The sequence below is a fragment of the Rhizobium sp. 01T417 genome, assembly GCF_056398905.1.
Window position 1 is genome coordinate 1 of record NZ_JBFTQH010000095.1, and the last position, 2,490, is coordinate 2,490.

Annotated in this window: 3 protein-coding genes; all 3 read right to left on the reverse strand. The window is 60.9% G+C overall.

Translation table 11 applies throughout. The features are described 5' to 3' along the window. Positions 1-790: T6SS immunity protein Tli4 family protein (locus tag AC1DPR_RS31545; RefSeq protein WP_477817971.1), on the reverse strand; the 790-nt coding region annotated here is incomplete at its 3' end. 13 nt (positions 791-803) lie between these two features. Continuing rightward, positions 804-1,799, reverse strand: a complete 996-nt coding sequence (locus tag AC1DPR_RS31550) for a T6SS immunity protein Tli4 family protein (RefSeq protein WP_477817972.1) — start codon at positions 1,797-1,799, stop codon at positions 804-806. A 68-nt stretch (positions 1,800-1,867) separates the two neighbouring features. After that, the coding region (locus tag AC1DPR_RS31555; RefSeq protein ID WP_477817973.1) for a hypothetical protein at positions 1,868-2,490 on the reverse strand (623 nt) is incomplete at its 5' end.

Genomic DNA, 2,490 nt, shown 5'->3' on the forward strand with positions numbered 1-2,490 from the left:
GGGTGCGCCAGCCGTCCGGTGCACCCGTGGCCGCATCGAACCCGTCTCGCTCAAGCAGCGACGGGGCTTCATGCAGGCTGGAATGCGTGAGGATGTGGAACGAGACGCCGGGGTAGGACGGCAGATCGAAGCGCACATCGACATACTCGTACGGCCTGGATTTGCCCAGCAGATAGCCGCCGGGAATGCAGAGCGCGGGCTTCGTCGGAACACTGCCGGCGGGGAGACCTCGAAAGCTGTCCAGCATGTTCAGCACTTCAAAGCGGCGCTGGGGAACGTTGTTCTTGACCGTCACGTTGCCAACGAGCGGGTTGGCGGACTGGTCCGGGTCGGTGAAATCCCAGGCCTCGCGCTGGATCTGGATGCGGACGCCGTTCTCCCAGCGATAGCCTTCCAGCGTCCGCCTGGCCGGATCGGCGTCTACCGCGCCTCGGTGCATGAAGTAGCCTGGCTGCCCGTCTGGCGACGTCGTGTTCGCGTACAGGAAGGGATCGGCATCGACGCTCCTCACGGCCTTGAGTTCAGCGCCGCGCTTGGCGATCTCTGCCTGAAAGGCGTCGATGGCCATGGCTTGCGTGGAGATCATGATGCCGCGAATCTTCGTCGTGCCGCGCGTCGTCATGCCCGGCGGCATCTCCAGCAGGTAGCGTCCGACGCAATGGGGAATGAGCTTGTGGGTCAGCGCATCCACGGCCTGTTGTTCCGGCATGGACATCGTGGGGGCCTTGCCACAGGCCCCGAGCGCCAGGGTGGCGCAGAGTGTGAGGGCTGCTGCGGCGCGCGCTTTCACATGCACTCCACCGTCAGAAGGCATTCGGTCGGGGCCGCAGGGTTCGGGAGATGGCGTCCCAGACCGCGAGGGCCTCGSCGTCCGTCAGCGATGCGCGTTCGAGCGGACGATAGTCCGGAAGCGGATTCGCTGTCTCCATATCGAGCCGTACGAAAGGTGCCAACACATCGTCCGCGAGGGCGTTCCCTTCCAGGGTGAAGAGATGCCCATGCACTTCCGTGGTGGGTCTTGGGCCTGCCAACAGCCATTCCTCGGCGTCAACGCCGGTCAAAGCGACCTTCCCTTTACGCACCGTTCGCCCGCCCTTGATCTGCGACAACGCGTCCTCAATCTGCCGATGCCGCTGCAATAGCGAACCTACTGCAGCGAGACCTGAATCCGTCACAAGTGTGAAGTCGACATCCTCGTGGCTTGCAAGAGTGAAAATCCCAGTCACGCGCTCACCTTCTCGCGCCTTGCCCAGAATCAGACCGTACGGCAGGCACAATCCCGGCTCCGTTGGAATCTCGTTCTCGGCGCGGCCGCGAAAGTTCGTAAGCAGTTCAAAGACATGGTTGGCCTTCGGGGGAACATCGTTCTTGATGTCCATGCGCTGCACGATCGGGTCATCCGCCTGATCGGGGCTGCTGAAATCTGACGCCTCCAGCGTGACTTTGACGCGAACCCCATTCTCCCAACGATAGCCTTCCAGAATCCGGTTTGCGATGTGGCTGCGTTCCGAACCCCGGTGCATGAAGTAGCGGGAGTGCTCATCCCACGCGGGCACGTTGAGATAGAGGAAAGGATGTGCATCCATGCTCTTCACCGCCTTGAGTTCGGCTTCGCGCGCAGAGATCTCCTTATTAAATGCATCGAGGGACATCATCTTCGTCTTGACCCGTGCGTCTTCCACGATGGCCGAGCCTTCGACGGTCATGCCTGCAGGCAGATCGATAAGATGGCGTCCCACACAACGCGGGGTCAAATTGGAAGTCATGGCATTCACGGTCTGTTGTTCCTGAGGCGTCAATGGAGGGGTCTTCCCACACGCCGGGAGCACAAGCGCATGGATCACGATAAGCAGCGATGAGAGGCGCTTCATTTGCAATAGGCCATGGAAGTGTCTTTCACGGCATCCGTGATCTTGACAATGGACCAGACCGTGAATAGCCGGAGTGGCCAGACCTTGTACACGGCTTCATGCTCGATCCCACGGTAAGCCAGGCAGACCTTCGCTTTCTCCCGTGGCGCTGCGCCGGACCGGCGCGGGACGGTGCCGTCACCGCTCTCGTCCGCACCGTTCAGGTCAAAGACAACGCGCAATGGGTTTCCGGCACTTCGCGTGAGGACCGAAATGGTCCCACGACCTGTGTCGTGCATTACCGTTCCCTCGGYAAGGTCGTCAAYGGCGCGCGGCCCGAAGCGCGGCGCAGCATACCGCCTTCCCCATGTGACCTCTCCCCAGGTCGTGTGTGCTGTGTCGTCGCCGTAGAACGCATACGTATTCGGGTGATATCGGTTGGCGATGGCAAGATGAAATGGGCGGACTCGCTTCTGAATGGTTTGCACATATTGTTTCCAGTCCTTGTCGACCGTCTTCTTGCGCGTATCGAGCGGATTGATAAGTTTTTCGTGGCATAGCGCCCACCACTTTCCCCGCACGGTGTAGATCTCGTTATAGGGATCGGATCGCGGAAGCGAGACCATGCGGTTGCCATCAC